Origin of the sequence: Inquilinus sp. YAF38, from assembly GCF_052113205.1 — a bacterium.
Taxonomy (GTDB): Bacteria; Pseudomonadota; Alphaproteobacteria; order DSM-16000; family Inquilinaceae; genus Inquilinus.
The window spans coordinates 1-24,838 of the sequence record NZ_JBFRCU010000102.1 but is presented as its reverse complement, the minus strand read 5'-3'; the positions used below and the strand labels follow the sequence as shown (position 1 = coordinate 24,838).

Below are 24,838 nucleotides of genomic sequence, written 5' to 3'. Positions count from 1 at the left end.
CTGCGGGCCGGGGCCGCCGGTGCGGGCGTCGCCCCGGCCTCCTCCACGCCGTCGTCTTCCGAATTCTGGACCGGCTGGGACTGGGCCACCACCTTCGGCCGCACCGCCACCGGCTCCTGCGGCGACGGCTCGACCGGGACGGCCTGGGCCGCATCGATCGAGGCGTTCAGCGCCCAGCGCTGGGCACCGATGCGGCAGCCCACCGCCTGGCCCTCCTGGCCCTGGCGGCCGATGCGGAAGATGYGGCAGACGCGCGGCGAGGTCTGGGTCTTGATCACGGTCACGGACATGCCGGAGGGCAGGCGCTTTGACGCGTTGGTCCGCTCGGTCTCGAGGATGCGCTGCAGCGCCCGCATGTCGTCGGCCGACAGGTTGCCGAGATCGACCGCGGCCGCGGCCGGCCCGGCCAGGGCCAGCAGCAACAGCGCCACCCCGCCTGTCGTCGCGATCCGACCGATCCCCAACTGCCGCACCCGCAATTCCTCCATCCCCGAAGCCGTCAATGCCGAGGTCGCGCCAAGGTAAGCCTTCCCGCCGCCGGTTGCACGCCTCGCGTGCCGGCCCGGGCGAGACGCCGAAGGATCGCCGTTTCCCGCGCGCCCGACATGCTCTAGACCGAAGCCATGAGCCTGCTCGACCGAATCCGCACCTGCACCGCCCATGATCCCGCCCGGCTGCGCCCCTGGCGGATCGGCGACACCGTGGCCGGATGGGTCACCCCGCCGGTGGCCGATCTGCTCGACCGCCGGCCCGGGCCGCTGCGGCCGGAGGGAAGCGGCTGGCGGTTGGACGAGCGCCTGTCCGGGCCGGAGGCGCGGACCGAGGCACTGGAGGAGGTCACCGACCGGCTGATCGAGGCCGCGCTGGTGCGCAAGCGCCGGCACGAGCGTTATCCGGTGCTGACCGAATGGGGCGCGCCGCTGCTGGCCACGGTCGACCGGGGCGCCGCGGTGGCGCTGGGCATCAAATCCTTCGGCATCCATCTCAACGGCGTGGTCGAGACGGCGGACGGCCCGCTGCTGTGGATCGCCAAGCGCGCGGCCGACCGGGCGCTGGCGCCCGGCAAGCTCGACAACATCGTCGCCGGTGGCCAGCCGGACGGCCTGAGCCTCGCCGAGAACGTGATCAAGGAATGCGGCGAGGAGGCGGGAATCCCGCCGGAGCTGGCGCGGCAAGCGGTGCCGGCCGGCGCCATCACCTACATGATGGACACGGCCGAGGGGCTGCGCCGGGACACGCTGTTTGTCTACGACCTGGCGCTGGCGCCCGGCTTCGCGCCGCGCAACACCGACGGCGAGGTCGAGAGCTTCGAGCGCCGGCCGCTGGCGGCGGTGCTGGAGCAGGTGCGCGACACCGAGGATTTCAAGTTCAACGTCGCCCTGGTGATCATCGACCTGGCGATCCGCCGCGGGGTGGTGGGGCCGGAGCAGCCGGATTATCTGGCGCTGTGCCGCGGTCTGCGCGAGCCTACCGATCCACCCTCCGGCAGCGGTGCCCGCTGACCGGAACAAACACTGCCGCGTGGCGTTCAACAGCCATTCTCGACCCTGGAGCTTCCATGCGATTCCTGCCGCTCGCCCTCGCCCTGGTCCTTTCGGTCGCCGCCTGCGGCGGCGGCAGCCACACGCCGCCGCCCGGCACCGCCGGTGCGACGACGGGGCAGGAACTGATCGACCTGGACAACGCCTACCGCAAGGGCGCGATCACCCAGGACGAGTACGAAGACCAGCGCGAGAAGATCCTGGACAAATAGGCCAGGCGGCTCGCTACCTCACTGTCATTGCCGGGCTTGACCCGGCAATCCAGAGGTTGTCGACATTCTCTGGATGCCCGGATCAAGTCCGGGCATGACAGAAGTCGAAGGGAGGCGCGTCAGAGACGCCCGCGATAGACGACGAAACCCGACCGGTCGGCCACCTGGTCGTAGAGCCGCATCGCGGTCTGGTTGGTCTCGTGCGTCTGCCAGTAGACGCGGGTGACGCCGGCGGCCCTGGCCTGCTCGTACACGCCCTCGATCAACGCCTTGCCGATGCCCCGGCCGCGCGCCGCCGCGCTGGTGAACAGATCCTGCAGGTAGCAGGTCGGGCCCAGCATGGTGGTGCTGCGGTGGAACAGGTAATGCGTCAGGCCGAGCAGCCGGCCGTCGGCCTCCGCCACCAGCGCGTGCACCGGCTCATAGGCATCGAAGAAGCGCGCCCAGGTGGCCCGGGTGATCTCCGCCGGCAGCGCGGTCTCGCCGACGCGGCCGTAGAATTCGTTATAGCCGTCCCACAGCGGCAGCCATTGGTCGAAATCGGCGGGGCGGGCGAAGCGAACGGTCGGTGCGGCGGACATCTCGGCTCCGGAATCGGTGGGTCCCATCGCCGATGCTAATCCGGAAACCCCGCCAGCGCCCGCACCTCCGCCGCAGATCTGCCTTCCGCCCGATAAGCACGGATCGACGCGGCGTCGCTGCGCTTGGCCAGGCGTCTGCCGGCCGAATCGGTCAGCAGCGCGTGGTGGCGCCACACCGGCACCCGATAGCCGAGCAGCGCCTGCAGCAGCCGGTGGACATGCGTGGCCTCGAACAGGTCGCGGCCGCGGGTGACCACGGTGACGCCCTGGATCTCGTCATCCACCGTCACCGCCAGGTGATAGCTGGTCGGCGTCTCCTTGCGCGCCAGCACCACGTCGCCCTGCCGCTCCGGCCGCGCGACCTGTTCGCCAGCCAGCTCGTCGGTCCAGCCCAACGGCCCGGCACGCCGTATCGCTTCGGCCATGTCGAGCCGCAGCGCATAGGGCCGGCCCTCGGCCAGGCGCTCGGCACGCTGCTGCGGCGGCAGGCGGCGGCAGGTGCCGGGATAGAACGGCGTACCGTCCGGCGTGTCCGCCGGGCCCCGCGGCGCGCTGCCGTGCGGCGCGCTCTGCATCGCCGCCACCTCGGCCTGGATCTCGCGCCGGGTGCAGAAGCAGGGATAGATCAGCCCCTGCCCCTCCAGCACCGCCAGCGCCGCGCGATAGTCGCCCCAATGCTCCGACTGGCGCCGCACCGGCCCGTCCCAGTCGAGACCCAGCCAGGCCAGATCCTCCAGGATCGCCGCCTCGAACCCCGGCCGGCAGCGGCCCTGGTCGATATCCTCGATCCGCAGCAGGAAGCGCCCGCCCGCCTGGCGCGCGCGGCACCAGCCGGCCAGCGCCGAATGGGCGTGGCCGAGATGCAGGAAGCCGGTCGGGCTGGGGGCGAAGCGGGTCACGACGGTCATGGCTGACACAGCAGTAGGGAAGCCCGGCCGCGGTTGACAAGAGACGGCAGCGCCGGGACAGATGGCGCATGGATACGACACCCACCCTCTTCGGCCCCCGCCTCGCCCCCGCCAGCGGCCGCGCGCCCAAGGCGCTGGTCGTCCTGCTGCACGGCGTCGGCGCCGACGGCCAGGACCTGATCGGGATGGCGCCGCATTGGGCCCGCTACCTGCCCGAGGCCGAGTTCCTGGCACCGGACGGGCCCCAGCCCTGCGACATGGCGCCCTATGGCCGGCAATGGTTCAGCCTGCAGGACCGCACGCCCGCGGTGATGGAGGCCGGGCTGCAGGCCACGCTGCCGATCCTGAACGGCTTCCTCGACCAGGCGCTGGCCGAGCGCGGGCTGACGGATGCCGACCTGGCGCTGGTCGGCTTCAGCCAGGGCACCATGACCTCGCTCTACACCGCGCTGCGGCGGCCGCACGCCTGCGCCGCGGTGGTCGGCTATTCCGGCGCGCTGCTCGGCGCCCCGACCCTGGCCCGCGACATCGTCTCACGCCCGCCGGTGCTGCTGGTGCATGGCGAGGCCGATCCGGTGGTGCCCTTCCCCGCCCTGGCCGCGGCGGCCCAGGCGCTGCGCGGCGCCGGGGTGGAGGTCGAGACCCTGGCCCGCCCCGACCTGGGCCATGGCATCGACCCCGAGGGGCTGGTCGCCGGCCTCGACATGCTGCGCCGCCACCTGCCGCAGGCGGTGGGCGGAACGGCGTGACGAGATCGTGACATTTCCTGGGGTTTCAGCGCAGGATATTGCGGTCAACTGGGGTTCTTCGGTATACCCATGGCATCCGCGGAGGGTCCGCGGCCAGAGATGAAGGCGAAGGAGTGGGATGGTGTCTCCCCCACCCGAAAACTGCCCGGCTCTCGTCCTCAACGCAGACTTCCGTCCGTTGAGCTACTTCCCCTTGTCCCTGTGGCCCTGGTACGAGGCGATCAAGGCCGTCTTCCTCGACCGGGTGAACATAATCGCCGAATACGACCGCGTGGTGCGCAGCCCGTCCTTCGAGATGCGGCTGCCCAGCGTGATCTCGCTGAAGGAGTACATCCCCTCGGCGCGGCGCCCGGCCTTCACCCGGTTCAACGTGTTCCTGCGCGACCGCTTCAGCTGCCAGTATTGCGGCGAGCGCCTGCCGTCGCAGGAGCTGACCTTCGATCACGTCGTGCCGCGGGCTCGCGGCGGGCGCACCAGTTGGACCAACGTGGTCGCGGCCTGTTCGGTCTGCAATCTGCGCAAGGGGCACCAGTTGCCCAGCTATTGCGGCATGCACCCTTTGACGCCGCCGCAACAGCCGACGACCTATGAGCTGCAGGAGAACGGGCGGGCATTTCCGCCCAATTTTCTGCACCAGAGCTGGCGCGACTTCCTGTACTGGGACACCGAGCTGGAGCACTGAGCCCGGCTCGGCCGTCCTCTACTGCGCCCAGGGCATCACCGGCACGGCTGCAACGCTGTTCATGGGCGAGCCGTCGACCAGCTTGGTCGAATAGGACAGGTAGACCAGCGTGTTGCGCGGTCGGTCGTACATCCGCACCACCTGCGTCTCCTTGAACAGGATCGAGGTCGCGCTGTCGAACACCTCCTTCTGCCGGTCGATGCGGTCCGGCAGGGTGATCGGGCCGACCTGGCGGCAGGCGATGGCGAAGCGCGACGGGTCTTCGGCCAGGCCGAGCCAGCCGGAGACGCCGCCGGTGCGGGCCTGGCTGAGATAGCAGGCGACGCCCGGGATGTCGGGGTCGGTGAAGGCCTCGACGCAGACCTTGTGGTCCGGGCCGATCAGCTTGAAGGCGGTGTTGACGCAGCCGACATCCTCGGCCCGGGCGCCGGAAGCGGCCAGCAGCGCCGCCGCGGCGAAAAAGAGAGCAGGCAACCGCATCGTCAGACCCGTTCCGACAGCCAGATCGCGGTGCGCGTCGCCGCCTTCACCGCGCCGGAGAGCAGGCGGTAGCCGGGCGCCTGCTCGGCCTCGTGCTCAAGGCCGATGTCGCGATGCTCCTGCTCCTCGGCCCGGAAGCGCTCGATCACCGCCTTCAGCTCCGGCTCGTCCTCGCCCAGCGCCTCGGCCTGGCGGGCATAATGGTCGTCGATCACTTCCTCGACCGCCACCGTGCAGGCCATCGCCGCGCGGTCGCCCAGCAGCGCCGTGGCCGCGCCCATGGCGAAGGCGCCGACATGCCATAGCGGGTGCAGCAGCGTCGGGCGCACGCCGCGATCCGCCACCAGCCGGTCGAAGGTGTCGAGATGCTCGCGCTCCTGCTCCGCCATATGCTCGATCACCGGCCCCTTGGGGCCGCGGCCGAGCACGGCGAGCTGGCCTTCATAGATCCGCTTGGCGCCGTATTCGCCGGCATGGTCGACCCGGATCATCCGGGCGATCCGCTCGCGGCGGGGCAGGTCGCCCGGCAGAGCGCGGCGGCGGGAGACGGTCATGCTGTCCTCGAGCTGCCTGGTCGGCTCCCGGCGATCAGGAGGACCAGCCCCGCGATCACCGACAGGATGGCGTTATACCCCGCCATCGAGATCCCGAACAGGACGAAGCCCGGCACGTCGCAGCGCACCACCGGCGCATTCAGCAGCTGGTCGCGCAGGGCGGCGACGTCGCCATTGCCGAAGGAGAGGGCGCCGGTGCAGGCGGTGAAGCCCGGAAACCAGCCATACTCGACCCCGGCGTGATAGACCGCCAGCAGCCCGCCGAGCAGGATCACCAGCCCGGCGAGCAGCACCAGGACTCGCCGCGCCGGGCGAATCACCGCCGCCAGCAGCCCGAGCACGATCGCCGCCCCCCAGGGCCAGCGCTGGTACAGGCACAGCTCGCAGGGCTGCAGCCCGCCGAGATACTGTGAGGCGAGCACGGTGCCCAGCACGACGACGCCCAGGGCGGCCGTGAGCCAGGAGAGGAGATCGAGGCGGCGCAACATGGCGCGGATCATGCCGCGCGGCCGATGCGCCGCCTAGCGCCCAAATGTCGCGATCAGCCGCCCAGCAGCCGGGCCTGAAAGGCGGCATCGAGATTGCTGCCGGTGATCACCGTCGCCACCCGGCGGCCGGTGAAGCGGTCGCGATTGGTCAGCACCGCGGCCAGGCCGGCGGCGCCGGACGGTTCCGCCAGCACCCCGGCGGTGCGCAGCAGCAGCCGCGCTGCGTCGAGGATGGCGTCGTCGTCGACCAGCAGGATCTCGTCGACGCAGGCCCGCAGTTGCGCCACCGCCGAGGGCACCGGTCGGCTGATCGCCATGCCGTCGGCGATGGTGTCGGTGTCCGGCGTGTCGATCGCCCGCCCGGCGGCGAAGGACTGCGCCATGGCCGGCGCCCCGCGCGCCACCACGCCGACGATCCGCACCTCCGGCGCATGCGCCTTGAACCAGGAGCCGATGCCGGTCGCCAAAGCGCCGTCGCCGATCTGCACGATGACGTCGTCGAGCTGATGACCGGCAGCGGTCAGCTCCTGGGCAATCACGCCAGCGCCGGCGGAGATCACCGGATGGCCGCCATCCTCGACGAACAGCGCCCCGGTCTCTGCCGTGATCCGGCGGGCGAGGTCCTTGCCGGCGCCATCCTCCGGCCCGGCCAGCCGCACCGTGGCGCCGAGCCGGCGCATCGCCTCGAGCTTCAGCGGGTTGGCCCAGGCCGGCGCCAGGATGGTGGCGGCGATGCCGCGCCGGGCCGCGGCCCGTGCCAAACCCTGGCCGAAATTGCCGCTGGAGGTGGCGACCACCGCGGCCGGGCGCGGCTCCAGCGCCGCCACCACCGCCTCGGTGCCGCGCCCCTTGAACGAGCGGATCGGGTTCAGCGTCTCGACCTTCAGCAGGCAGGCGCAGCCCAGCGCCTCGTCCAGCGCGCCGTGCGACATCGCCGGCGAATCGAGGAACACCGGGTCGATCGCAGCCCGGGCGGCGAGAATCTGCTGCGGCGTGATCGGCGGTCCCGGCTGCATGGCGCGTCTCCTCGGTTGAGCTGCCGGGACTCTAGCCGGCACCGGCCCGGCTGTTGTTGAAATCTCATGCACGCCGACGCAAAATTCTTGCATGAGCACCAAGCCTGCCCCGGTCCTCGACCGCCTCGACCACAAGCTGCTGGCGTTGCTGCAGGCCGACAGCGGCCGGACGCTGGAGGAGCTCGGCGACACGGTCGGCCTGTCGCCCAGTGCGGTGCAGCGCCGGATCGCCCGCTACCGCACCGACGGCCTGCTGCTGCGGCAGATCGCGGTGCTCGACCCCGGCCGGCTCGACAGTGTGGTGCTGGCTGCCGTGTTCGTGATGCTGGAGCAGGAATCGGTCGCCCTGCACCGCGCCTTCAAGGACCGCATGCGGGCGGCGCCGGAGGTGCAGCAATGCTATGACCTGGCCGGCAGCCGGGACTATCTGGTGATTCTCGCCGTCACCGGCATGCGGGCCTGCCGCGAGGCCGTCGACCGGCTGTTCATGACCGACCCGAACATCAAGCGCTTCGATACCCATTTCGTGTTCGACGCGGTGAAGATCGGGCTGGCCCTGCCGACCGCCGGTGCCGGGACCTGAGCACCGCGCAATTTCGTTGACGGGAGTCCGCCGCCCCTTATGATGCGGCCCCGCTGCGGGCGTGGCGGAATTGGCAGACGCGCTGGACTCAAAATCCAGTTCTGGTGACAGAGTGTCGGTTCGACCCCGACCGCCCGCACCACCTTCCTGAAGTCGTCAGCCTTTATTCCGGCGCCAGTTCCCGCAGCGCCATGCGCTTATAGGTCTCGACCAGTGCGTCTCCCTCCTCGCGGCCGACCGAGATGGCGAGGCGCATCGTCGCCTCGCCCAGCTGCATCACCAGGAAGGCACGGGTGAACTGCCCGGCCGGGTCGGCCCCTGGATCGATCCGGGCCAGCACCTCGGCCAGGACCCGGCCGTTGATCCGGCTGTCCTCCAGGTCGATCTCGCGCAAGCCCTTGTCGGCCTGCAGGCCCGACCAGATGTCGCGCATCACCGGCTCGGCCAGGAACAGCCCGTAATAGATGTCGATCAGCCGGCCGAAGGCGTCGCGCAGGCCGGCGGCGTCGCGCACGTCCCGTAAGCCCTCCTCGATGCAGGCCCGCCCCTCGGCGTTGATGCGCTCCGCCAGGGTGCGGATGATCGCCGCCTTGTCCGGGAAGTACTGGTACAGCGAGCCGATCGAGATGCCGGCCTTCGCAGCCACCTCGGCCATGCGCAGCGCGTCGCTGCCCTGCGCCGCGATCAGCCCGGTCGCCACCGCCAGGATCCGCTCCACCCGCTCGCGGCTGCGGCGCTGGCTCGGCTCGCGGCGCAGCGAACCCGCCGGATCGGCGGCGGAGATGTCGACGGCCATGACAGTTCCTTGGAATCCTCTTGACGCACCGAATGTGAGGGATTATCACATTCGTAAATATGATAAACACTCACATTAGGAGAGGATCATGGCCCCGTCGGTGAGTTCGATGCAAGAGCGCAAACCGGTCCCGGTCGGCTGAGTCACCCTCCCCTGCCCTGACGATGGAGAGCTGAAATGGGCGAGCGGCTGATGTCGGTCCTGGTCCTGCTGTCGGCGCTGGGCTCCGGCCTGGTCGGCGGCATCTTCTTCGCCTTCTCGACCTTCGTGCTGGGCGCCCTGGCCCGCCTGCCGGCGCCGCAGGGCATCGCCGCCATGCAGTCGATCAACATCGTGGTGATTAACCCGCTGTTCATGGCCGCCTTCATGGGCACGGCCGTGCTGTGCATCATCGTGGCCGCCGGTGCCCTGCTCGGCTGGGCCGAGGCCCACCCGACCCTGGTGCTGGCCGGGGCCGTGCTCTACCTCGCCGGCAACATCGTGGTGACGATGACGGGCAACGTGCCGCTGAACAACGCCCTCGCGGCGGTCGACCCGGCCAGCGCCGAGGGCGCCGCAATCTGGGCCCGCTACATCCCGAGCTGGAACCTCTGGAACCATGTGCGCACGGCGACCGGTCTGGCGGCCGCGGGCTGCTTCACCATCGCCTGGCGCTGGCCGGCCGCGGCCTGATCGCGGCCTCGGCGCATCCTGTCGCGGCCGGGGAACTCCCGGCCGCCCGGGCCGTTCGCAAGGTGAGGGCAACAGCCCCTCGGACCGATGCGATGGAGGCCCGACACATGCAGAAGCCGTTACAGCTCTCGTTCAAGAACATCGAAGGATCGGAAGCGGTGAAGTCGATCGTGCGCGACCGCGTCGACCGGCTCGACCGCCTTTACCCCAAGCTGATCGGCTGCCGCGTGGTGATCGAGGCTCCTCATCGCAGCGCCCAGGGCGCGCGGCCGCCGCTCGGCATCTCGGTCGAAGCCGAGATCCCGGGCAAGCCCCTGATCGTGGTCAAGGACATGGAGGAGCGGCACAGCCCGCGCGACCACGCCGCGGTGGTCAACCGCAGCTTCGACGTGGTCGAGCGCAAGCTGGACGAGGCGGCCCGCATCATCCAGGGCGAGGTCAAGGCGCATGAGGCGGCGGGTGAGACCGGCACGATCACCCGGCTGTTTCCCGACCGGGACTACGGCTTCGTCGAGGCGAAGCAGGCCGGCAGCCTGTACTTCACCCGCAACGCCGTGGTCGACGGTCGCTTCGACGAGCTGACAGCCGGGACGATGGTGCATCTGACGCTGGCCACCGGCGAAGGCCCGATGGGCCCGCAGGCCAGTTCGATTCGCCTGCTGGGCGCCGATCGCAGCGCCGAGTAAGGCTAGGCCTTCGCCAGCCCACCGACGATCAGGGCAGCCAGGGCCTCGGTGGCCCTGGCTGCGTCCACCCGGCCGCGCAGCATGTCGCGCGAGATCGCCTCCGCCGCGCCGATCAGGCCGACGCAGCGCAGGTGCAGCGCGTCGGGCGGCAGGGCCGAATACGGCGCCAGCGCCTCCTGATAGAGGGCGACATAGCGGTCGAGCAGCCGCTGGTGGAACGCCTCCATCTGCCCGTCGCCGCTCAGCGCGGCGGTGATGGCATGCGCTTCCGGTCCGACAGTGAGATAGCAGGTTATATAAGCGTCGCTCATCACCCGGGCGATGTCCTCGAGCTGCCGCGGCGTGCGCTCGAGCGCCTGCAGCAGCGCCGCCACCTGGCGGTCATCGATGCGCTCATAGAGGGCGATCAGCAGCCCGGAGCGTGTGCCGAAATGCTCATAGGCGATCGGCTTGCTGACGCCGGCGCGCTCGGCGACATGGCCGAGGGTCAGCGCGTCCGTCCCCTCCTCGCGCACGATCGCCAGCGCGGTGTCGAGCAGCTGGTCGCGCCGCTCCGCCCTCGGCAGCTTCCTGGCAGGGGCTGGGCGCATCTCCTGATCACACTCCCATCGGACGAATTGTGGCCGGCCGCACATGCGGGTTGCGTTGCAAATCACCACGCGTGCAGGTTATAGCCTGAGATACTCATATTGCGGGGGCGGCGCGGTTTCGGGCCGGCCTCCAAGGTTTCGATGCGACTGGCCGCCCGATTCAACAGCGCTGGTGATTCATGTATCGCACTTTTGACGACAATCTCATCGACCTGAACGGCAAGGTCCTTTTCGTCACCGGCGGCACCGGCTCTTTCGGCCGCAAGTTCGTCTCCACCATCCTGCAGCGCTACCGGCCGCGAAAGCTGATCATCTTCTCGCGCGACGAGCTCAAGCAGTACGACATGCAGAACGCCGTGCGGGCCGCCTACCCGCCCGAGGTGCATGCCTGCATGCGCTTCTTCCTCGGCGACGTGCGCGACCGCGAGCGGCTGGCGCTGGCCACCCGCGGCGTCGACTACATCATCCATGCGGCGGCGCTGAAGCAGGTGCCGGCCGCCGAGTACAACCCGTCGGAGTGCATCCACACCAACATCCTGGGTGCCGAGAACGTGGTCTGGGCGGCGCTGCAGAACCGGATCAAGAAGGTCATCGCCCTGTCGACCGACAAGGCCTGCAACCCGGTCAACCTGTACGGCGCCACCAAGCTGGCCTCGGACAAGACCTTCGTCGCCGCCAACAACCTGTCGGGCGACATCGGCACCCGCTTCGCCGTGGTCCGCTATGGCAACGTCGTCGGCTCGCGCGGCAGCGTGGTGCCGTTCTTCCGCCAGCTGCTGGAGCAGAAGGCGGAGTCGCTGCCGATCACCGACGACCGCATGACCCGGTTCTGGATCACGCTGCAGCAGGGCGTCAACTTCGTGCTGTCGAACTTCACGCTGATGCGCGGCGGCGAGATCTTCGTGCCGAAGATCCCGAGCATGAAGATCACCGATCTGGCCAACGCCCTGGCGCCCGGCCTGCCGCACCGCACCGTCGGCATCCGCCCGGGCGAGAAGCTGCACGAGGCGATGATCGCGGTCGATGACTCGCACGCGACGGTGGAGCTGGCCGACCGCTATGTGATCGAGCCGCAGTTCGGCGAATACACCCGCACCTCCTTCGTCGAGGAGGGCGGCGGCAAGCCGGTCGCCGACCGCTTCAGCTACGGCAGCGACAACAACGCCGAATGGCTGGACGACCGCGCGCTGCTGGAGATCCTGGAGCGGCACGCGAACTGACGGCCCCTCCGGGGCCGTTTCTAACTCCCAGGGCCCGCGGTTCAGAGGGGATCACCGTGACCTTCCTGCCCTATGGCCGCCAGTATATCGACCAGGACGACATCGACGCCGTCGCCCGGGCGCTGCAGGCCGATTATCTGACCACCGGCCCGACGGTCGGCGAGTTCGAGCGCGCCTTCTGCGCCGCCACCGGCGCGCCCTTCGCCGCCGCCTGCTCGAACGGCACCGCGGCGCTGCATCTGGCGACGCTGGCGCTGGGCCTGGGGCCCGGCGATGTCTGCGTCGTCCCGGCGGTGACCTTCCTGGCCACCGCCAACTGCGCCCGTTATGTCGGCGCCGACGTGGTCTTCGCCGATGTCGACCCGGCGACCGGGCTGATGCGGCCGGAGGATCTGGAGACGGCGGTCGACCGGATTCCGCAGATCCATCCGGGGGGCCGGTTCCGCGCCGTGCTGCCGGTGCATCTCGCCGGCCAGACCGTGGCCCTGGCGCCGATCGCCGAGATCGCCCGCCGGCACGACGCTTTCGTGATCGAGGATGCCTGCCACGCGCTGGGCACGGAGTACGAGACGGCGGAGGGCCGGGTCCAGGTCGGCACCTGCACCCATTCCGACCTCGCCTGCTTCTCCTTCCACCCGGTCAAGACCATCGCGCTGGGCGAAGGCGGCATGGTCACCTCGGCCGATCCCGAGCTGCAGCGCAAGCTGGCCCGGCAGCGCTCGCACGGCATGACCCGGGACCCGGATACCTTCGTCAACACCGAGCTGGCGGTCGACCCTGCCCAGGCCGGGGTGAACCCCTGGTACTACGAGATGCAGGAGATCGGCTTCAACTACCGGCTGACCGACATCCAGGCCGCGCTGGGCCTCAGCCAGCTGCGCAAGCTGGACTGGTTCAAGGCCCGCCGGCGGGCCCTGGCGGCGCGCTACGACGCGGCGCTGGCGCCGCTGGCCCCCGTGCTGCGGCCGATCGCCAAGGCGCCGGGCTGCGACCCGGTGCTGCATCTCTACGAGGTGCTGATCGACTTCGCCGCGATCGGCCGGACCCGCGGCCAGGTGGTGCGCGCCCTGCATGCCAAGGGCATCGGCACCCAGGTGCACTACATCCCGGTGAACCGGCAGCCCTATTACGAGGACATCTACGGCCGCCGCCCCCTGCCTGGCGCCGAATCCTTCTACGCCAGCTGCCTGTCGCTGCCGCTGTTCCCCGCCATGCAGGACGGCGATGTCGAACGGGTGGTCGAGGCGCTGCGCGAGGTCATCGGCTGATCCGGCCTTCGTAGGTTGGGTTCGCAACGCGAACCCAACATCCCGCAGCCCGAGCCATTGTTGGGTTCGCCCAGGAGCGAACCCAACCTACGCCGTCACAGAAATCCGTGCAGCCACAGCGCGGCGACATACAGCCCGATGCCGAGGCCGAGCCGCCACGCGGCCAGCTCGCCGAGCACGAGCTGGCCGCGGCCGGACGCCACCGCCGCGAAGGGCAGGCGCGAGGTGCGGCGGGCGAAGTCGTCCCAGGCCGGCCCCAGCCGCGCCGCCCGCTTGCGGTCGATCGAGACCATGCCGTTCAGCGCCGTGACCAGGATGGCGCCGAACAGCAGCACCCCGGCCCAATGGCCGTTCACCGTCAGATGGGCGAGCGCCCACAACGAGAAGGCCCACAACATCGGATGGCGCGTGATCCGGGTGATGCCGGCGACCGGCAGCACGCTGCCCATCCGTTCCGCCCCCACCTGGGTCGGGTTGGACGGGCCGAAGCTGTAGGCCAGCAGCACGAAGCCCAGGAACACCAGCACCGCCGGGATCCAGAACGGCACCGGGGCCCACAGCGGCTCAGTGGGCGCGCCGCGATAGGCCAGGGCCAGCCAGACCAGGCCGACGGCGCTGAGCACCGAGAACAGGCCGCGATAGCCCATCTCGCCCAGCCGGGCGTGCAGCATCGGCCGGAGCGGGCCGGCGACGCCGAGATGCAGCACCACCCAGAACAGCGCGGCGAGGACGAGAGAGAGCATCGTTGCGGCCTTTACAGCAGGACCGATCCGGTCGATGTTGACGTCAGCAACATATGGACGGATGTGGACCGTGTCAACATCGGAGCAGGCCGGCCAGCCCTACCACCATGGCGACCTGCGCCGGGCCCTGGTGGCGGCGGCGCGCGCATTGCTGGAGGAATCCGGGCCGGAGGCGCTGAGCCTGCGCGACGTCGCCCGCCGCGTCGGCGTCTCGCACAACGCGCCCTACCGCCACTTCCCGACCAAGCAGGCGCTGCTCGCCGCGGTGGCGGCGGAAGGGTTCGCCACCCTGTCCGCCCGGATGGCGTCAGTGCCGGCAGCGACCGGGCTGACGACCGGGTTCCGCTGCTATCTCGGCTTCGCCCGGGAGCAGCCGGGGCTGTTCCGGCTGATGTTCGACGGGGCGGTGGAGAAATCGGCCGACCCGGCGCTACGGGCGGAGTCGGAGCAGGCCTATGACGGCCTGCGCCGCGCCGTGCACCGTGTTGCGCCGGGGGCGGACCGGGCCGCGGTGGTGGCCGCCTGGGCCCAAGCGCATGGCCTGGCCCTCCTCGCCATCTCCGGCCAGCTGTCCGAGGAGCTGGTGCGCGACGGCGGGCTCGATGTGCTGGCCGACCGGGCCGCGGCGATTCTGGAGGCCGGCCTCCGCGTCGCCGGCGAGTCCGTGAAACGGCCGGACCAGAAATAGAACAGAAATTCTGAATTGCGTTCCGGTTAAAAATCCTGTTCAATTCCGGTGATCAACCGACACCGGCGCCGGACCTGGCAGACGCCCGCTCCCGAGCCGATGAATCGGACGACAAAACCGAGGGAGGAACCAGGAATGCTTCGGACATTGCTGTGCGGCGCGGCCATGGGTGCCGCCATGGTGCTGGGCCTGGCGGCCGCACCCCAGGCGGCGCAGGCGGCCAATGAGCGCTTCGTGCTGATCAGCCACGCGCCCGATTCCGACAGCTGGTGGAACACCATCAAGACCGCGATCCGCGAGGCGGGCCAGCAGGTCGGCGCCAAGGTGGACTACCAGAACCCGTCGACCGGCGACCTCGCCGACATGGCCCGCATCGTGCAGCAGGCCACCGCGTCGAAGCCCGACGGCATCATCATCACGATCGCCGATTTCGACGTGCTGAAGGGCCCGATCATGGATGCCGTGAAGAAGGGCATCCCGGTCATCACCATCAATTCCGGCACCGCGGAGCAGAGCAAGCAGCTGGGCGCGCTGATGCATATCGGCCAGCCGGAATACGACGCCGGCAAGGGCGCGGGCGAGAAGGCCAAGGCGGCCGGGGTCACCAAGTTCCTGTGCGTCAACCACTACATCACCAACCCGGCCTCGGTGGAGCGCTGCCAGGGCTTCGCCGACGCGCTGGGCGTGAAGCTGGGCGACCAGATGGTCGATTCGGGCATGGATCCGGGCGAGGTGCAGACCAAGGTCTCGGCCTATCTGCGCGCCCATCCGGACACCAACGGCATCCTGACCCTGGGGCCGAATTCGGCCGAGCCGACCATCGCCGTGCTGCAGGCCAACAAGCAGGCCGGCAAGATCTTCTTCGCCACCTTCGACCTGAGCGCCGCGATCGCCGCCGGCATCAAGGACGGCACGGTGACCTTCGCCATCGACCAGCAGCCCTACCTGCAGGGCTATCTGCCGGTGGTGCTGCTGGCGAACTACGTCCGCTACGGCGTCATCCCCAGCAACAACATCAACTCCGGCCCCGGCTTCATCACCAAGGACAACATCGCCCTGGTCGAGAAGCTGGCCGGCGAATACCGGTAAGCACCCCCTACCCTCACGTCCCTTTTTCTGTCATGCCCGGGCTCGACCCGGGCATCCAGAGACTGTCGAAACCCTCTGGATTGCCGGGTCAAGCCCGGCAATGACAGGAAGGAACGAGGACGACCGGAAGCGCCGCCGCCCCGGCAGCCTCCCCTCTTCCCGCCCCAAGCCCGGAAGACGCCATGACCACCATCCAGACCGACACCAGGATGCCGCCGGGCCGGGCTCCCCGCCCCGCGGGGGACGAGCGCATGCGCTCGGTCTCCCTCGCCTCGCGCCTGCTCTCCCGCCCCGAGCTCGGCGCCATGGCCGGCACCGTGCTGGTCTTCGTCTTCTTCGGCATCACCGCCGGCGGCTCCGGCATGTTCAGCGCCGACGGCATCTCGAACTGGCTGGTGGTGTCGGCCCAGCTCGGCATCCTCGCGGTCGGCGCCAGCCTGCTGATGGTCGCCGGCGAGTTCGACCTGTCGATCGGCTCGATGATCGGCTTCGCCGGCATGATGATCGCGATCCCGACCGTGTTCTTCGGCTGGCCGGTCTGGCTGTCGCTGGTCTTCGCCTTCGCCGGCGCGCTGGCGATCGGCGCGCTGAACGGCTGGCTGGTGGTGCGCACCGGCCTGCCCAGCTTCATCGTCAGCCTGGCCTTCCTGTTCATCCTGCGCGGCATGACCATCGCGCTGTCGATCCTGTTCACCAACCGCACCATCGTCGGCGGGGTGAAGGACCCGGCGGCGGCCGACTGGCTGGCGCCGCTGTTCTACGGCACGGTGCTGGACGGGCTGTACCGCTGGGCCGCCGGCGCCGGGCTGATCGACAGCTTCCCGGACGGCAGCCCGATCGTCCCCGGCCTGCCGGTCATGGTGGTGTGGTGGGTGGTGCTGACCGCGGTCGGCGCCTGGATCCTTCTGCGCACCCGCTTCGGCAACTGGATCTTCGCCGTCGGCGGCGACAACGTCGCGGCCCGCAACATGGGCGTGCCGGTCGGCCGGGTGAAGATCCTGCTGTTCATGGGCACCGCCTTCTGCGCCACCGTCTTCGCCGCCTGCCAGGTGATGGAGTTCGGCTCCGCCGCCGCCGACCGCGGCCTCTTGAAGGAGTTCGAGGCCATCATCGCCGTGGTGATCGGCGGCACGCTCCTGACCGGCGGCTACGGCTCGGTGATCGGCGCCGCCTTCGGCGCGCTGATCTTCGGCGTGGTGCAGATGGGCATCTTCTACTCCGGCGTGAACACCGACTGGTTCAAGGTCTTCCTCGGGGTGATGCTGCTGCTGGCCGTGATCGTGAACAACTACATCCGCCGCAAGGTGACGGGAGGCCGGTCGTGACCACTGCATCCACTCCCCCCGCGGGGGCCGCGCCCCTCGTCGAGCTGCACGGCGTCTGCAAGTATTTCGGCTCGGTGGTGGCCTTGAAGGACATCACCATCTCGGTCCGCGCCGGCGAGGTGCTGGCCCTGCTGGGCGACAACGGCGCCGGCAAGTCGACCCTGATCAAGACCCTGGCCGGCGTGCACCAGCCCAGCGACGGCCGGATGCTGGTCGAGGGCCAGCCGGTGCAGTTCCGCTCGCCGCGCCATGCGCTCGACCACGGCATCGCCACGGTCTACCAGGACCTGGCGATGGTGCCGCTGATGAGCATCACCCGGAACTTCTTCATGGGCCGCGAGCCGACGGTCGGCTGGGGCCCGACCCGGCGCATCGACATGGACAAGGCCAATGCCATCGCCCGCACCGCGATGCGCGAGATCGGCATCGACGTGCGCGACCCCGGCCAGGCGGTCGGCACCCTGTCGGGCGGCGAGCGGCAATGCGTCGCCATCGCCCGCGCCGTGCATTTCGGCGCCAAGGTGCTGATCCTCGACGAGCCGACCTCGGCGCTGGGCGTCAAGCAGGCCTCGGTGGTGCTGCGCTACATCGTGCAGGCGCGGGCGCGCGGGCTGGGGGTGATCTTCATCACCCACAATGTGCACCACGCCTATCCGGTGGCCGACACCTTCACCCTGCTGAACCGCGGCCGCTGCCTGGGCACCTATCCGAAGAGCGAGATCAGCCGCGAGCAGGTGCTGGAGATGATGGCCGGCGGCCAGGAGCTGGCCAGCCTGACCGCCGAGCTCGCCGAATTCGAACGCAGCGACGCGGCGGCTTAGCGGAGGCCTCCTCCGTCCGCAGCGACGTCGTTTCCTTTCAGTGCCATCTTCTTTTCAATGTCATCACCGGGCTTGACCCGGTGATCCAGGGGCTTTCGAGAGCGGTGCTCGGGGCCCCTGGATGCTCGGGTCAAGCCCGAGCATGACAGGAAAGGGAATGCGAGAAGACCAGGGCGGCACCGGCCCCGCCTTCCAGATCGTCCCTCCCCAAAGGAGGGCGGACAGAGGCGAGAGACCACACATGACCACCAGCATCGGCGTCGGCCTGATCGGCACCGGCTTCATGGGCGAATGCCATGCCCTGGCCTTCCGGGCCGCGCCCGCGGTGTTCCGCACTAAACTCGGCGCCCGGCTCGAGATGGTGGCCGACATCGATGCCGGCGCCGCGCAAAGGGCCGCCGACCGCTTCGGCTTCGCCCGCGCCACCGGCACCTGGCAGGATCTGGTCGCCGACCCCAAGGTCGATCTCGTCGCCGTCACCTCCCCCAACCTGCTGCACAAGCCGATGGCGCTGGCGGCGCTCGAGGCCGGCAAGCACGTCTATTGCGAGAAGCCGCTGGCGCTGAACGCCGCCGACGCGGCGGAGATGGCGGCGGCCGCCGCCCAGGCCGGCGTCACCACCATGGTCGGCTACAACTACCTGCGCAGCCCGGCCGTGTCCTTCGCAGCACGGCTGATCCGCGACGGCGCCATCGGCCGCGTCACCTATTTCCGCGGCATCAGCGACGAGGACTACATGGCCGACCCGGCCGTGCCGATGTCCTGGCGCTGCCGGCGCGACCAGGCGGGCAGCGGCGCCCTGGGCGACATCGGCTCGCACATCCTCAGCGTCGCGCTGGCCCTGATCGGCCCGGTGGCCGAGGTCTCGGCCGACCAGCGCACGGTGATCGCCGAGCGCCCCCTGCCCGCCGCCGGCGAGGGCCGCGAGCGCCGCGACGGCGCCGCCGCGGTCACCACGGAGACAGCGAAGGTGGAGAACGAGGACCAGACCCACGCCCTGCTGCGCTTCGCCGACGGCGTCATCGGCACGGTGGCGACCAGCCGGGTGGCCTGGGGCCGCAAGAACCACCTGGCCTTCGAGGTGTTCGGCACCGAGGGCGCGATCCTGTTCGACCAGGAGCGGATGAACGAGCTGCAGCTGTTCCAGCCGGGTGCGGCGCCGGGCGACCGCAACGGCTTCCGCACGGTGCTGACCGGCCCGGCCCACCCGCATTACGGCGCCTTCAGCCCCGCCGCCGGGCACGGCCTCGGCTTCAACGACCTCAAGGTGATCGAGGTGGCGCAGCTGCTGGACGCCATCGCCGGCGGGGCGGCCGCCTATCCGGATTTCGCGGCGGCCGCGGCGCTGGAGCGGGTGAGCGAGGCGATCGGGCGGTCGGCGGCGGAACGGACGTGGGTGGGTGTGGAGGGGTAAGTTGAAGAAAAGCCGACCGAGCCACCAACTCAGCCCTAAAATAAGTCATGATTGATTAACAGGAGAAAAATCTTAACTTCGATTGATTATAGTTACACTATTGTCTCTACATATCTTGGGAGATAACGAATTAAATCTCTATATGTCGATATCTCATGCTCTTTGAAACCCAGAGCTTTAAGCTGATTCTTTTCCGAAGATACCTTATTCTTTTTCGTAGCAGCTTTATCAAATAAGACCCTCTCGCGCTCTGTTAGGTGCATAGATCGAATCTCATAAAGTTTCGTCGCCTCGGTGCTCAGAAATGGTAGCGCTCGAGAAACCCGCGTTTTAAAACTTGAAGCCTGTCCGTCGGCCAAGAAGCCACCACCAACGGTAACCATTGGTAAACTGTCTGAATATTCGACCTGCAAAAATGGAACAAACCCACCATCTCTTCGTACCGAAAACGCGTTGCGGAAGGCGGCAATCAACACTTTGTGGACTGCGTCGGGGAACGCAGATCGTTCGACGTCTGCCATGGTTACTTCACCAGCGACGTCTCCTAGATTGTCTTGAAGCCATACCAGTCTTGTTTCATCGTTCTCGCGATCCAAAACTCTCGGCGGACCACCAAAGACAGTGACAAAGCAAAAATCCCCAACTTTGAGCTTCGTTGATAGGGAAGAAATATCACTCACTGTACGTGAACCAATTCCACCATCATAATCAAGCCAAAGAAGACATGGATCAGAAAGAGCGTCAGTAGCAATAAAGCTTGCGGCATCGCTGTTTTTGACATCTATAAATCCATATGGGACGTTAAATAGGGCGCGCTTATACATTTCATCGTCGTGTTCTAGGCTTATCATTTTTTGTATTCCAAGGTATTTATGTATCAATAGGAAATCGTAAAATCGATTGGCTCCCATACCAATATATCGATAACTTGAAATAGGAAGCCCACAATCTCCCGCAATTTTCATCAAATCCAAAAGGATTCGGCGTTCGGTTTGCTTGGACGGTCGAAGATCATATGAAATGAATTTTGCAGTAGAGCGCGCCATTTTTATTATTCCCCAACCTCATTTCGAAGAAAGTAGTGAAATGTGTGCCTGCCAACCTCCGCCCCTCCCATTCCGGGGCGCCTCAGATACTCTTCGACGCGTTTCACGTCAGAAACTTTTGCGTCATACTGTATTCGCATACTTTCCGGAGCTGATTGTTTAGGCAACTCGAACATTCGTTTTTGAGACACGGCGGCAGAAATGACACTCACGCGTTCTCCAGCAGCAGTCTGTAAATCCAAACTTGCAAGTTCGGTGCCCTCATCGTTGTATCGGCTATCAAGAAAAGAAATGACCACCCTACCAATCGTCGCCATATAACGCTTGGCTTCCTGCCAAACTGCACTGTCCTCGTTGATACTAGATTTGGTTGTCGTCCACGGGAGCCGTTCAGCATCTCTGGAGACGAAGAAAACCGTGCCTAGGAAAGGCCTATGCTTCGGCTGAAAGATCGGCAAACCACCTCCCGCCCAACCTGTCAATGGTGTTTTGTCAGCCGATATTACCGCGCGCCCGTTGCAAAATACAAACCATCCAGATGACTTATCCCTAAAGCTACCCGCTTGAGGCTCTCCAATCCCAGCGGTTACTGCACACGTAACGTCGTCGACGGCGAAAATTTCCGAGGCATGGTTACTGCCTATTTTTATATCAAATCCTTCAATACGGATTTCGTTTACGTATATTTTTACAAATTTCGAAAGATAAAAAGCATACGTTTTAGATATTGACTCTCGTAATTGACCGAAAAATACACCATCCGCCAACCTTCTTCTAGTATCATCATATAGTTCAGTAACTTCTATGGTAGTGCCACAATCCTCTGCTTTTGCAGGCTGCCGGGGTGTGATCAAAAAAGTCCAGGGCTGTTGTGCGTCTTTAGCCCATTTGGCGACATCCAAATCTAAGTCAAATCCACCTTCGATGTGATCTGAGCGGATGACGATTTTGTTACCGAGCTTAAAAATAGCACGCTTCAGGCCGATACCATAAACCGACAAACGATCACTCTCGTGACCCGACCCTGACGCTCGGCCGAATTTGAAAACGTGTTCTGCCGCAACTTTTGCTGAAATTCCCGGCGCAGTATCTTTGATCTCAACACGATCCTTATCCAATTTTAAAAATATATCGACAGTCGGTTTTGTAGCTTCATCTTGGAGGGCTCGTTGGTAATCCTCTGCTGTCTCTAATTTATCTGAAACCGGCTCGACGGCAGCATTTATGGAATTATCTATCAGATCTAGAAAGGCAGCCACCAGAGATATATCTCGTGTTATTAGGGAAATAAACAATCTCTTCTCTGGACTAGCATCAGCCTTAATTATCTCAGCCATCTACTGTCTCCATCATCGGTCTAAAATGCGGCGGTAACTTTGCTACGCTTTCATCCGGATCAGGCATACGCACGGGAATGTCCTCCCGGACTGGCAGGTTTCCTTGGATTAAGGATTGAATACGGCTTTCTGCGATCTGCAAATATTTTCGTTCCAAATCACATCCAACGGCATTCCGTCCTTCAAGAAGAGCACTTACGGCAGAGGTGCCGGATCCCAAGTACGGATCAACAACCAAACCGCCTTTCGGGGACAGAGCAACAACTAACCGTCTGACAAGCGCCGTCGGAAATTGGCATGGGTGCTCGGTTTTCTCTATATGACTGGCTTTGACATTGGGGATGCCCCAAACGTCTCCAATATCCCAGACATCACCCGGATTCTTTCCCAGTGGATTCCCACTCCAGCTGCCTTTCTTGGGCCCCTTGTAGTGTCTCTTTCCTGGATAAAGCTGAGGCACTCTGGAGGCGTCAAGGTCGAAATGATATTCAGCTCCCTTCGTATACCAAAGAACGGTCTCATGTCGGCCGCTGAATCTCTTTCCTTCATGAACTCCGTGACCGAATGTCCAAACAATCCTGTTTCGAAGGAGAAAAATATTGTCAGATTGCAGCTCTGCAACGATCACCGCATCTAAGGGAGTCAAGCGACCATTCTGAACGTGATTGCCAACTTGCCAGCATAAACTTCCACCGGGCTTGAGGCAGCGCATCATGGCGGGAAGAACGCGCCGTATCTCAGCAACAAAATCTTTCACACTCTGAGACGCATCGTACTCCTTTCCAACAAAGTAGGGAGGGGAGGTGACAATGAGGTCGACTGAGGCCGGAGAAAGCCGCTCCAGGCAATCGAGCGCATCGCCCATCCACAGGTGGGCCCCTGTGGGGCCTGAACTGAGCTGTGAAAATAGTTCCATCATGACCCAAGACGTTACGGACGATCCCGCCAAAAACGCTATGCGAAAGCGGCCAGCGGATCCACTGACAATTATCTGATTGTCTCACACCCCTCACCCCGGCCCCATCCCCTTCTCCGTCAGCTCCTTGATCGCCTGCTGGGTCTTGCCGAGATGGGACAGGCCCATGCCGCGCAGCACATGCGGGGCCTTGGTGAACTGGATGGTGTCGTAGCCGACGACCTCGATGCGGTTGCCCCAGGGGTCCAGGAAATCAAGGAACGGGCCGGGCAGCACCGCCACCCCGGCCTCGGCCAGCGCCGCGCGCACCGCCGCCTTGTCGTCCACCACCAGCCCGAAATGCCTGCCGTCGTCCGGCCCCTGGCGGCGACCCTGCTGCAGCGCCAGGAACTGGTCGCCCAGGTCGATGAAGGCCATGCCTTCGGAGCGGCCGCGCAGGGTGAAGTCGAGCAGCCTTCCGTAGAAGGCCAGCGCTTCGTCGATGTCGCCGACCTCGAGCGCGATATGGTTGAACCCGACGGCACGGGCCTTGCGGAGTTCGGGCATGGCGGTGTCCTCCGGCTGCCTGGCCCGCAGAATACCGCCGCAACGCCCGAACGACCAAGCGGAGCGGGTCGCATGGCGATCCCGTGCCAGGGATGGTCGCGCCCGGGGTGGCCATCGCCGGCGCGGGCCGGCACAGTCGCGCCCGGCAATGGCGGCGCATCCGGCGCCGGCCGGCCGACCGAGACGCGGAGAGAATCATGGCCGAAACGATCGTGAAGCTGGGCGCCCCCACCGGCGAGCCCATCACCGCCGACCTCGACGGCTGGCGCGTGGTCGAGGGCAAGCCGACCATGCAGACCTGGGTGCAGCACACCTCCGCCGACGGGTCGATGCTGTCCGGCACCTGGGCGGCGACGCCGGGCAGCTGGCACGCCACCTACACCGAATACGAATTCGTCCACATCATCCGCGGCCGCATCACCATCACCCCGGACGGCGGCGCCCCGGTCCAGGTCGGCCCCGGCGACGCCTTCGTCGTCGAGCCCGGCTTCAGCGGCGTCTGGCGGATCGAAGAGGCCGTGCTGAAGCATTTCGACATCAAGCGCGCCTGAGCCGGCTCGGCTGAAGGCGTCTCCCCGGGGGACCCTTCAGAATCCCCACCAAAACCGTCATCCCCGCGAAAGCGGGGATCTCGTCGCGCTTTGACCGGGAAGAGATTCCCGCGTTCGCGGGAATGATGACAAAGGGAAGGGCTGCTGTTCTGAGAAGGTCCCCCGCGGGAGGGGCCATACCCCCGGCCTGTTCAGCGCCCCTTCAGCAGCTTCTTGAAGTCGCTGGGTTTGCCGAGCGACTTGACGGTCGACCCGACGGTCTTGACCTGGGTCTGCAGGCCCTTGAACGCCTTCCCCGTCTCGGAAACGCTCTTCTGGACCGTCGTCACCGTGTCGCCCAGCCCCTTGAACTCCTTCTTCAGGTCGGCGGCGATCCCGTAGACCGCCTGGGCCCGGCCCTCCACGACCTTGACCCTGTGTTCCAGCGCCTCGACCTGCTTCCGCAATTCGGCCACTGCCTGGTCGTCTGCCATTCGAGCCCCCTGGATGGATGGACGATTGCTACAAGCGTAACCGACCGTATCGGCCCGGTGCTCGCCCGGCCAATGCTCCCGCGGCATGCCGGCATGCGCCAGGCGGACCCGGCCATTGCCGCCGCGGTCGGGATGGCTCACCCTTCCAGGAGGTGGGCACGAACAAGCCCCCAGGGAGGACACGATGGAGACGATCAGGATGGGCGGGCTGGCGCTGGAGTTCCTGCACAGCAAGGACGACACCGCGGACAGCCTCGACATGTTCCGGATGACGGTGCAGCCGAACGCCCGGATGCCGGTGYCGCACTACCATGAGAGCTGGGACGAGGTGGCCTATGGCCTGGCCGGCACCCTGACCTTCCAGGTCGACGGCCACGACATGCCGGTCGGGCCCGGCGACTCGGTCTTTATCCGCCGCGGCATCGTGCACGGCTTCCGCAACGACACGCAGGAGCCGGCGGTCTGCCTCGCCGTCCTCACCCCCGGCATGCTCGGCCCCGCCTATTTCCGCGAGGTCGCCGCCCTGGCCGTCGGCGGCGCGCCCGACCCGGCACGGATGAAGGAGGTCATGCTGCGCTACGGGCTGGTGCCGGTGGTTCCCGGCGCCTGACCGCCGCTCCCGCCCGCGACGGGGCCGATCGCTGCGCCGGCCGGCAATGACGATCCGGCGGCAGATGCGGTTTCGCTTGACTATTAGTTCCTGTTTTGTTCTAATTCAGGAATGGTCGATGGCACCACCAGGTTCAGGAATCCCTCCGCCGCTTCGCCGGCCACGGACGAGGCCGACCTCGCGACGCTGTCCCGCCTGGCCCATGTCGCCGAGGCGCTGGCCATGGGCTTCCAGGCCCAGGGCATGTCCGCCC

At 66.8% G+C, this 24,838-nt stretch carries 31 protein-coding genes and 1 tRNA gene; 17 read left to right on the top strand and 15 right to left on the bottom strand.

Translation table 11 applies throughout. The features are described from left to right. The coding region (locus tag AB4Z01_RS31065) for a hypothetical protein (RefSeq protein WP_441700160.1) at positions 1 to 431 on the bottom strand (431 nt) is incomplete at its 3' end. A 192-nt stretch (positions 432 to 623) separates the two neighbouring features. Here AB4Z01_RS31065 and AB4Z01_RS31060 point away from each other — a divergent pair. After that, positions 624 to 1,502, top strand: coding sequence for a DUF4743 domain-containing protein (locus AB4Z01_RS31060; protein WP_441700159.1), 879 nt, complete (start codon positions 624 to 626; stop codon positions 1,500 to 1,502). Between the two features lie 56 nt (positions 1,503 to 1,558). Beyond that, entirely contained in the window at positions 1,559 to 1,753 is a 195-nt protein-coding gene (locus tag AB4Z01_RS31055) for an SHOCT domain-containing protein (protein ID WP_441700158.1), read from the top strand. A 119-nt stretch (positions 1,754 to 1,872) separates the two neighbouring features. Here AB4Z01_RS31055 and AB4Z01_RS31050 read toward each other — a convergent pair whose 3' ends face one another. Next, positions 1,873 to 2,334 carry a GNAT family N-acetyltransferase gene (locus tag AB4Z01_RS31050; protein WP_441700157.1) on the bottom strand — a complete coding sequence of 154 codons (462 nt, stop codon included), beginning with the start codon at positions 2,332 to 2,334 and terminating at the stop codon, positions 1,873 to 1,875. Between the two features lie 35 nt (positions 2,335 to 2,369). Next, positions 2,370 to 3,242, bottom strand: a complete 873-nt coding sequence (gluQRS, locus tag AB4Z01_RS31045; protein ID WP_441700156.1) for a tRNA glutamyl-Q(34) synthetase GluQRS — start codon at positions 3,240 to 3,242, stop codon at positions 2,370 to 2,372. Between the two features lie 68 nt (positions 3,243 to 3,310). Here gluQRS and AB4Z01_RS31040 point away from each other — a divergent pair, with 68 nt between their 5' ends. Next, positions 3,311 to 3,991 (top strand): alpha/beta hydrolase, encoded by a 681-nt coding sequence (locus AB4Z01_RS31040; protein WP_441700155.1) that lies wholly within the window; start codon positions 3,311 to 3,313, stop codon positions 3,989 to 3,991. A 118-nt stretch (positions 3,992 to 4,109) separates the two neighbouring features. After that, positions 4,110 to 4,673 (top strand): HNH endonuclease, encoded by a 564-nt coding sequence (locus tag AB4Z01_RS31035; protein ID WP_441700154.1) that lies wholly within the window; start codon positions 4,110 to 4,112, stop codon positions 4,671 to 4,673. 18 nt (positions 4,674 to 4,691) lie between these two features. On the opposite strand, the gene AB4Z01_RS31030 is transcribed toward AB4Z01_RS31035, so the two are convergent. From AB4Z01_RS31030 to AB4Z01_RS31015, 4 genes are read right to left on the bottom strand one after another with little or no spacing between them, the layout of a single operon-like run. Then, the gene (locus AB4Z01_RS31030; protein WP_441700153.1) at positions 4,692 to 5,153 is read right to left on the bottom strand and encodes a CreA family protein; all 462 of its coding nucleotides are present in this window, start codon (positions 5,151 to 5,153) and stop codon (positions 4,692 to 4,694) included. 2 nt (positions 5,154 to 5,155) lie between these two features. Beyond that, positions 5,156 to 5,707 carry a demethoxyubiquinone hydroxylase family protein gene (locus tag AB4Z01_RS31025; RefSeq protein ID WP_441700152.1) on the bottom strand — a complete coding sequence of 184 codons (552 nt, stop codon included), beginning with the start codon at positions 5,705 to 5,707 and terminating at the stop codon, positions 5,156 to 5,158. Beyond that, positions 5,704 to 6,195 carry a disulfide bond formation protein B gene (locus AB4Z01_RS31020; RefSeq protein ID WP_441700151.1) on the bottom strand — a complete coding sequence of 164 codons (492 nt, stop codon included), beginning with the start codon at positions 6,193 to 6,195 and terminating at the stop codon, positions 5,704 to 5,706. The genes AB4Z01_RS31025 and AB4Z01_RS31020 overlap by 4 nt, the downstream gene beginning before the upstream one ends. A 53-nt stretch (positions 6,196 to 6,248) precedes the next feature. Then, complete coding sequence (locus tag AB4Z01_RS31015) at positions 6,249 to 7,211, bottom strand: threonine ammonia-lyase (protein WP_441700150.1); 963 nt, start codon at positions 7,209 to 7,211, stop codon at positions 6,249 to 6,251. 91 nt (positions 7,212 to 7,302) lie between these two features. Here AB4Z01_RS31015 and AB4Z01_RS31010 point away from each other — a divergent pair, with 91 nt between their 5' ends. Together AB4Z01_RS31010 and AB4Z01_RS31005 are read left to right on the top strand one after the other, a co-directional pair. After that, positions 7,303 to 7,794 carry an Lrp/AsnC family transcriptional regulator gene (locus AB4Z01_RS31010; protein ID WP_441700149.1) on the top strand — a complete coding sequence of 164 codons (492 nt, stop codon included), beginning with the start codon at positions 7,303 to 7,305 and terminating at the stop codon, positions 7,792 to 7,794. Between the two features lie 55 nt (positions 7,795 to 7,849). Then, positions 7,850 to 7,936 (top strand) — tRNA-Leu (locus AB4Z01_RS31005). A 21-nt stretch (positions 7,937 to 7,957) separates the two neighbouring features. Here the strand turns inward: AB4Z01_RS31005 and AB4Z01_RS31000 are convergent. Further along, the gene (locus tag AB4Z01_RS31000; RefSeq protein WP_441700148.1) at positions 7,958 to 8,590 is read right to left on the bottom strand and encodes a TetR/AcrR family transcriptional regulator; all 633 of its coding nucleotides are present in this window, start codon (positions 8,588 to 8,590) and stop codon (positions 7,958 to 7,960) included. Positions 8,591 to 8,767: 177 nt separating this feature from the next. Here AB4Z01_RS31000 and AB4Z01_RS30995 point away from each other — a divergent pair, with 177 nt between their 5' ends. Both AB4Z01_RS30995 and AB4Z01_RS30990 read left to right on the top strand, forming a co-directional pair. Beyond that, positions 8,768 to 9,262, top strand: coding sequence for an anthrone oxygenase family protein (locus AB4Z01_RS30995; RefSeq protein ID WP_441700147.1), 495 nt, complete (start codon positions 8,768 to 8,770; stop codon positions 9,260 to 9,262). Between the two features lie 107 nt (positions 9,263 to 9,369). Next, on the top strand, positions 9,370 to 9,948 hold the full coding sequence (locus AB4Z01_RS30990; protein ID WP_441700146.1) for an HPF/RaiA family ribosome-associated protein: 579 nt from the start codon (positions 9,370 to 9,372) through the stop codon (positions 9,946 to 9,948). Positions 9,949 to 9,950: 2 nt separating this feature from the next. Here the strand turns inward: AB4Z01_RS30990 and AB4Z01_RS30985 are convergent, their stop codons facing one another. Beyond that, positions 9,951 to 10,538 (bottom strand): TetR/AcrR family transcriptional regulator, encoded by a 588-nt coding sequence (locus AB4Z01_RS30985; protein WP_441700145.1) that lies wholly within the window; start codon positions 10,536 to 10,538, stop codon positions 9,951 to 9,953. Positions 10,539 to 10,717: 179 nt separating this feature from the next. Between AB4Z01_RS30985 and pseB the strand changes: the two genes are divergently transcribed. Both pseB and pseC read left to right on the top strand, forming a co-directional pair. Then, positions 10,718 to 11,758, top strand: a complete 1,041-nt coding sequence (gene pseB, locus AB4Z01_RS30980) for a UDP-N-acetylglucosamine 4,6-dehydratase (inverting) (protein WP_441700144.1) — start codon at positions 10,718 to 10,720, stop codon at positions 11,756 to 11,758. 56 nt (positions 11,759 to 11,814) lie between these two features. Continuing rightward, positions 11,815 to 13,026 (top strand): UDP-4-amino-4,6-dideoxy-N-acetyl-beta-L-altrosamine transaminase, encoded by a 1,212-nt coding sequence (gene pseC / locus AB4Z01_RS30975; RefSeq protein ID WP_441700143.1) that lies wholly within the window; start codon positions 11,815 to 11,817, stop codon positions 13,024 to 13,026. A 95-nt stretch (positions 13,027 to 13,121) separates the two neighbouring features. Here pseC and AB4Z01_RS30970 read toward each other — a convergent pair whose 3' ends face one another. After that, entirely contained in the window at positions 13,122 to 13,769 is a 648-nt protein-coding gene (locus AB4Z01_RS30970; protein ID WP_441700142.1) for an NnrU family protein, read from the bottom strand. Positions 13,770 to 13,839: 70 nt separating this feature from the next. On the opposite strand from AB4Z01_RS30970, the gene AB4Z01_RS30965 reads away from it, so the two are divergent. The 5 genes from AB4Z01_RS30965 to AB4Z01_RS30945 all read left to right on the top strand — a co-directional run bounded on the left by AB4Z01_RS30965 (position 13,840) and on the right by AB4Z01_RS30945 (position 19,106). Next, positions 13,840 to 14,457, top strand: coding sequence for a TetR/AcrR family transcriptional regulator (locus AB4Z01_RS30965; RefSeq protein WP_441700141.1), 618 nt, complete (start codon positions 13,840 to 13,842; stop codon positions 14,455 to 14,457). A gap of 135 nt (positions 14,458 to 14,592) precedes the next feature. Then, the gene (locus AB4Z01_RS30960) at positions 14,593 to 15,546 is read left to right on the top strand and encodes a sugar ABC transporter substrate-binding protein (protein ID WP_441700140.1); all 954 of its coding nucleotides are present in this window, start codon (positions 14,593 to 14,595) and stop codon (positions 15,544 to 15,546) included. 182 nt (positions 15,547 to 15,728) lie between these two features. Then, entirely contained in the window at positions 15,729 to 16,871 is a 1,143-nt protein-coding gene (locus AB4Z01_RS30955; protein WP_441700139.1) for an ABC transporter permease, read from the top strand. After that, on the top strand, positions 16,868 to 17,692 hold the full coding sequence (locus tag AB4Z01_RS30950; protein WP_441700138.1) for an ATP-binding cassette domain-containing protein: 825 nt from the start codon (positions 16,868 to 16,870) through the stop codon (positions 17,690 to 17,692). Before AB4Z01_RS30955 ends, AB4Z01_RS30950 begins: the two co-directional genes overlap by 4 nt. A gap of 241 nt (positions 17,693 to 17,933) precedes the next feature. Next, on the top strand, positions 17,934 to 19,106 hold the full coding sequence (locus AB4Z01_RS30945; protein WP_441700137.1) for a Gfo/Idh/MocA family protein: 1,173 nt from the start codon (positions 17,934 to 17,936) through the stop codon (positions 19,104 to 19,106). A gap of 92 nt (positions 19,107 to 19,198) precedes the next feature. Here the strand turns inward: AB4Z01_RS30945 and AB4Z01_RS30940 are convergent, their stop codons facing one another. From AB4Z01_RS30940 to AB4Z01_RS30925, 4 genes are all read right to left on the bottom strand, one after another. After that, the gene (locus AB4Z01_RS30940; protein ID WP_441700136.1) at positions 19,199 to 20,152 is read right to left on the bottom strand and encodes an O-methyltransferase; all 954 of its coding nucleotides are present in this window, start codon (positions 20,150 to 20,152) and stop codon (positions 19,199 to 19,201) included. Positions 20,153 to 20,157: 5 nt separating this feature from the next. Next, positions 20,158 to 21,489, bottom strand: coding sequence for an ATP-binding protein (locus AB4Z01_RS30935; RefSeq protein ID WP_441700135.1), 1,332 nt, complete (start codon positions 21,487 to 21,489; stop codon positions 20,158 to 20,160). Beyond that, a complete protein-coding gene (locus AB4Z01_RS30930; RefSeq protein ID WP_441700134.1) occupies positions 21,482 to 22,354 on the bottom strand; it encodes a DNA-methyltransferase in 873 nt (290 codons plus the stop codon). The genes AB4Z01_RS30935 and AB4Z01_RS30930 overlap by 8 nt, the downstream gene beginning before the upstream one ends. A gap of 144 nt (positions 22,355 to 22,498) precedes the next feature. After that, on the bottom strand, positions 22,499 to 22,951 hold the full coding sequence (locus AB4Z01_RS30925) for a VOC family protein (RefSeq protein WP_441700133.1): 453 nt from the start codon (positions 22,949 to 22,951) through the stop codon (positions 22,499 to 22,501). Positions 22,952 to 23,148: 197 nt separating this feature from the next. On the opposite strand from AB4Z01_RS30925, the gene AB4Z01_RS30920 reads away from it, so the two are divergent. Beyond that, positions 23,149 to 23,502, top strand: coding sequence for a cupin domain-containing protein (locus AB4Z01_RS30920; protein WP_441700132.1), 354 nt, complete (start codon positions 23,149 to 23,151; stop codon positions 23,500 to 23,502). A 191-nt stretch (positions 23,503 to 23,693) separates the two neighbouring features. Here the strand turns inward: AB4Z01_RS30920 and AB4Z01_RS30915 are convergent, their stop codons facing one another. Further along, entirely contained in the window at positions 23,694 to 23,975 is a 282-nt protein-coding gene (locus tag AB4Z01_RS30915) for a hypothetical protein (RefSeq protein ID WP_441700131.1), read from the bottom strand. Between the two features lie 184 nt (positions 23,976 to 24,159). Between AB4Z01_RS30915 and AB4Z01_RS30910 the strand changes: the two genes are divergently transcribed. After that, positions 24,160 to 24,585: a cupin domain-containing protein gene (locus AB4Z01_RS30910; RefSeq protein WP_441700130.1), complete on the top strand. Its 426-nt coding sequence runs from the start codon at positions 24,160 to 24,162 to the stop codon at positions 24,583 to 24,585. Positions 24,586 to 24,838 lie beyond the last annotated feature (253 nt).